This is a genomic window from Streptomyces katrae (genome assembly GCF_000966975.1).
In the GTDB taxonomy this organism is placed as follows: Bacteria; Actinomycetota; Actinomycetes; order Streptomycetales; family Streptomycetaceae; genus Streptomyces; species Streptomyces katrae.
This window is the reverse complement of record NZ_JZWV01001264.1, coordinates 1-4,725: the sequence shown is the minus strand read 5'-3', so window position 1 is coordinate 4,725 and position 4,725 is coordinate 1. Positions and strand designations below refer to the sequence as shown.

Genomic DNA, 4,725 nt, shown 5'->3' with positions numbered 1-4,725 from the left:
GGCACAGGGCGTACGAGGCGGTCACCCAGGCGTCGGCGGCGCGGCCGGCCTTCAGCCCGTGCACCAGGGAGGCCCCCCAGGCCGGGTAGGCGCCGATGTGCAGCGCCCGCCACCACACGGAGCGGTTCTTGACCGCGAACACACTACGCACGGCTCCGGAGACCGCGACGGAGACGAAGAGATATCCGGCCAGGGTGCCGAGGCCGATCAGGACGGGCCGGTCCTCGTCGGCGAACGGCAGGAACGCGCCCGCCGCCGTGGTGTGCCCCTGGGCCACCTTCACCCAGACGTGCAAGGCCAGGAAGCCCAGCCCGGCCACGGCCAGCCCGCGGTGCACGCCCTGCGCCAGCAGCCGGTGGCCGGAGCCGAGCACGGCCCGGTCGGTGGCCGCCAGGCCCCACAGGACGGTGGCGGTGAGACTGACGAGCGAGAGCACGCCCACGCCGTAGTCGAGGAACTCCCACAGATGGGACAGGGCGCCCGCGCGGACCGCCACGAAGAGCGAGACGAGTGCGGCGCCGGCGGCGCAGAGCGCGCTGGGGCGCAGCCTGCCCGGGGCGGGCAGGAGCGGGGGCCGCCGGACGGCCCGCCGTCCCGCGGCCGGGGCCGCCGCCGCGTGGCGGCTCCTGCGTCGCGACCGGTGGGAGCGGGGTATGTGCGGCTGGGGCAGGGGCATCCAGTTCTCCTGTGCACCGGGGCTCCGAGCACAGTCCACCTGGCGCTCGGCACCCGGGATCGTGGTGTGGCGGCCGGCAGCGCTGTGGAATTCCCGCGCCGGCCGAAGGGGCTCGGGGCCGGAGTGCAGCAGCATCGTGGAGCTGCGCAGCATCTCCACAGGATTTATCGAAACGTGATAATTTCTCGCGCCGCGTCTCCGGCGCATCGAACAACGCCGGAAGATTCCCCTCCAGTGGAGGTCGTGACAGGCCACCGCGTCGCGCGCCATCCATGCTTCCCCGGGGGCAAAAACAAGGCAAACCCCAGGGGGCAAAAGTGGCCGGATCCCTCCAGAAGGGCGCGTGGGGGCTGCAACTCTCTTGACAGGCAGGGTTGTTGGCGAGGCAGACAACCCTGACGGGCTTGTCGCTCCTCCACCGGACAGGCCTCACCCCGGCAAGAACGAGGAAACGATGTGCGAACTTCTGAACCGCATCTGGTCCCGCCCGCGAGGAGAGTGGACGCGTGTCGTGCGCAGGGAACTCCCCGCACTGGCCGCGGAGATAGTGGAGGAGCTCCTGCAGGGAATTCCCGGATTCTCCACACTTGTCGACGGTAATGACGCCGTCGACGACGACCTGATCCGGCAGCGGGTGGAAGAGGCCCTCCTCACCGCCCTCGGCTACCGCGACGAACCCGCCCGGGACGGGGCCGTCGGCGAGGACAAGGACGTCCTCGGGGCCCGCCTCGACGGAGGACCCGACGGCGGACACGGCGCCGGCCTCGACGGAGGGCTCGACGTCCGGCACGACGGCCGCCGGGAGGAGCCCCACGGGGGCGCCCCCGAAGCGGTGCGCGGAGCCGGGCACGAGCACGGCCCCGGCCACGGCGACGGACATGGCCACGGACACGGAATCCGGCACGAGACCGCCGCCACCGCGCCCGACCGGGTGCGCCAGGAACTCTTCAAGGCCCTCACCGACGACCGGGCCGCCTCCCAGGACTCCCTCGACGACCTCGCCCGGTCCGCCGGCTGGCCGCTCCCCGCCGCCGTACGGGCCGTCGCGCTCGCCACCCCCGGCGAGGCCCAGCAACTGGCGGCCGTACTCGACGACGCCCTCGCCGGCATGTTCGCCGGCCGCCCCTGCCTGCTCCTCCCGAGCCCCGACGCGGACGCCCGGGCGGCCCTGGACCCCCTGCTGCGCGGCCGTTTCGCCGCCGTCGGCCACGCCGTCCCCCTCCGCGACACCGCCTCCTCCCTGCGCTGGGCCCTGCGCCTGCTCACCCTCACCCCCGCCCGCGGCGGCCTCGACGCCCGCGCCGTCTTCGTGGACGACCACCTCTCCACCCTGCTGCTCCTCCAGGACGAGCCCCTGGCCCACGCCCTGGCCGCCCGCTGGCTGCGGCCGCTGGCCGACCTGACCCCGCGCCAGAGCGAACGCCTGGAGGTGACCCTGCTCGCCTGGCTGGAGGGCGGCGGCGCCCCCGAGGCCGCCAAGGCCCTCAACGTGCACCCGCAGACCGTCCGTTACCGGATGCGCCAGCTGGAGAAGCTCTTCGGCCCCGGCCTGCGCGACCCGCGGACCCGCTTCGAACTGGAGATGGCCCTGCGCAGCCGCCGCCTGATGGCGCAGGTGCGCCGCCAGCACTCCCGGGTGGCCCGCCGCGCCGCCCGCGTCGTCGGCGCCGACTTCCCGCCCCTGGCCGTCGGACGGATGGCCCGCGTCAACGGCCTGTGACCGCAGGGCCGTTCGCCCGGCACGACACGGCCGGCCCGGAGCCGAGGGGCTCCGGGCCGGCCGTTCGTCTGTTCCGGACGGGTCAGCGGCAGGACCGCCCGCCGTTGATGCAGCCCACGGCCCGGGCCATCAGGCCGTCCGACATCACGTTGATGAAGTCGCCGTGGTCGGTCACCGGCTTGTGCAGCTGCTCGGGGAAGCTGTCCACCGCGAACCGCGCCCCGGGCGCCACCCCGTACGTGACCCGCTCCACCAGCTGCGGAATGGCGGTGAAGCCCTTCTTGCAGCGCCCGGACGCGTCCGGGAAGGCCACGTGCGTACGGTGGTTGGCGCTGTCGGTGTTGCGGCCGTCCCAGCAGCTCTGGAAGGTGAAGGTGCGCACCACGTCACTGCCCTTGGGGCAGACCGGGTACTTGTCCTTCAGCTGCCGGTCCTCGAAACCGGTGCAGCTCCAGGAGGCGTTGGCGTTCGCGGTGCCGTTGCTGAAGGCCTTCGCGTCGCCCGTGATGATCCGCAGGAACCGCGGCATCGCCTTGACCTGGCCCGCCGGGCTGCCCTTGAAGGTGATGGTGGCCTGCTTGGGCCGCAGGATCGTGCCCACGTTGGCGTCCTGGCCGCCGCCCGGCGCCTTCGCGTCGCGCTCGGCCCTGCCGTCGCGCAGCCGCAGCACCGGCCAGTAGTAGGTGGACTGGTCGCCGTTACCGCACGTGGTTCCCGAGGCGGCGAGGCTGGCGTCGGTGGAGAAGGCGCTGGTCGTCTTGTTGCCCACGTAGTCGTGCATGTGGTGCGCGCCGTTGGAGACGCCCGGGGCGACGATCACGTTGTCCGGGTTGAAGTGGCCGTTCTCGTTGCGCCCGCACTCGGAGGTGAAGGAGCCCTTGGAGGCGGCCGCCGAGGGCGCCGGGGCCTTCACGTTGGGCCGTACCTTCGTGATGTCGACGAAGTCGCTCTTGGCCGGCCCGCCCTTCTGCCCGATGCTCCGGGCGCCGTCGGCGGCCGCGTCCTCCTGCGCCGACGCCTCCTTCATCGTGCACCCGCTCAGCGTCCCCAGCCCCTCCGGGCGGGCGCCGGAGCGGCCTATCGCGTCGGACACCCGGGAGATGGTCGTACCGCGCTGGTCGCGCAGCCGCCCCAGCAGCGCGTCCTGCTGCGCCTTGCCCTTGACCTGGCCCCCGGCGAGCTGCCGGTAGGCGTCGGCCACCTGGACGTCCAGCTGGGCGAGGTTCTCGTCCACCTCCGTCCTGGCCCCGTCGGGGACGGCCGTGAGCTTGTCGCCCACGTCCGGGCAGTCGATCGTGGCCGTCACCTGGCCGGTACGGGAGGCGTCCTGGCCGGCGTTCGCGTTCCCGGCGACGATCGCCACCCCGCCGCCGCCCAGCACCAGGGCGCTGACCACGGCCAGGAGCTTCTTCGACAACCGGGGGCGCCTGTGGCCCTGCTGACTCATGCGATCACTTCACTTCGTATCGTCGGTCGGACATCGGAGGGGACGAGGCCCCCTGGGGTCGCGCGGGACCGGGTGAGGAGGGGGCGCCAGGCGCGTCGGAGAGGGAGTCGAAGTCGACGAGGCCGGTCTCCTCCAGCACCGTGATGTGGTCACCGTGATGTGGTCCAGGACCGTGCTGTTGGCGGAGGTCGCGAGGGCGCGCACCATGGAGTTGCGGGTCTGCGCCCGCACCTGGGCGAGCAGGGCGAACACCTTGCCGTGCGCGCGGCGCAACAGCTGGACGAACAGCCGCTCGTACTCGGCTCCCTGAGCTGCCGTCAGCTGGTCCAGCCAGGCCTGCTGCTGGGCGGAGGGCCGGTCGGGGAGGTCCACGCCGAGGGCCTGGCCGACCTGGACCACCTGCCGGTCCAGTTCGGTGTGGCCCTCCACCAGGTGCTGCCCGGCGGTACGCACCGCCGGGCGGGCGCCGCGCTGCTGGGCCTGCCGCCCGGCGGGCAGCTCCCACAGACCGGCGAGCCGCACCTTGCGCACGAAGTCCCGGTCGACGGGGCTGAGGGGCCCGTAGGCCGTGCTCATGGTCCCGGCGCCGTCGTCCTCGACCCCGGCGGGCAGGGCCGCCGCCGCCCCCGCGGGCGCCGCGGCTGCCCGGTCACCGAACTTCGACACCGGGACCAGCAGCGCGACCAGCGTCGCCACCAGCGCGGTGATGACCAGACCGCTGCCGATCGTGTATCTCGTGGCCACGGACAGGCCGCCGGTGGATCGCCGCCGCAATGACAGCACGCTGCCTCCTCGCTCGGTGGGCTGGGAATGGCACGGGACGCTAGTGCCCGTCACGGCGCCGTCGAGGAAGGACCATCACCATCGGACAAACATCGGCGC

Annotated in this window: 4 protein-coding genes; 1 reads left to right on the top strand and 3 read right to left on the bottom strand. The window is 73.3% G+C overall.

What is annotated here, in order from left to right; translation table 11 throughout:
- Window positions 1-676 (bottom strand): hypothetical protein (locus VR44_RS35950; RefSeq protein ID WP_157880514.1); only part of this gene is annotated, 676 nt, incomplete at its 3' end.
- 454 nt (window positions 677-1,130) lie between these two features.
- Between VR44_RS35950 and VR44_RS35945 the strand changes: the two genes are divergently transcribed.
- Window positions 1,131-2,396, top strand: coding sequence for a PucR family transcriptional regulator (locus tag VR44_RS35945; protein WP_045951856.1), 1,266 nt, complete (start codon window positions 1,131-1,133; stop codon window positions 2,394-2,396).
- Between the two features lie 82 nt (window positions 2,397-2,478).
- Here the strand turns inward: VR44_RS35945 and VR44_RS35940 are convergent, their stop codons facing one another.
- Both VR44_RS35940 and VR44_RS35935 read right to left on the bottom strand, forming a co-directional pair.
- A complete protein-coding gene (locus tag VR44_RS35940) occupies window positions 2,479-3,843 on the bottom strand; it encodes a DUF1996 domain-containing protein (RefSeq protein WP_045951855.1) in 1,365 nt (454 codons plus the stop codon).
- A 9-nt stretch (window positions 3,844-3,852) separates the two neighbouring features.
- On the bottom strand, window positions 3,853-4,626 hold the full coding sequence (locus VR44_RS35935; RefSeq protein WP_342669430.1) for a DUF4142 domain-containing protein: 774 nt from the start codon (window positions 4,624-4,626) through the stop codon (window positions 3,853-3,855).
- Window positions 4,627-4,725 lie beyond the last annotated feature (99 nt).

Coding starts and splice junctions, on each gene's coding strand:
- VR44_RS35945 (WP_045951856.1), top strand. CDS start 1,131: ATGTGCGAACTTCTGAACCGCATCTGGTCCCGCCCGCGAGGAGAGTGG.
- VR44_RS35940 (WP_045951855.1), bottom strand. CDS start 3,843: ATGAGTCAGCAGGGCCACAGGCGCCCCCGGTTGTCGAAGAAGCTCCTG.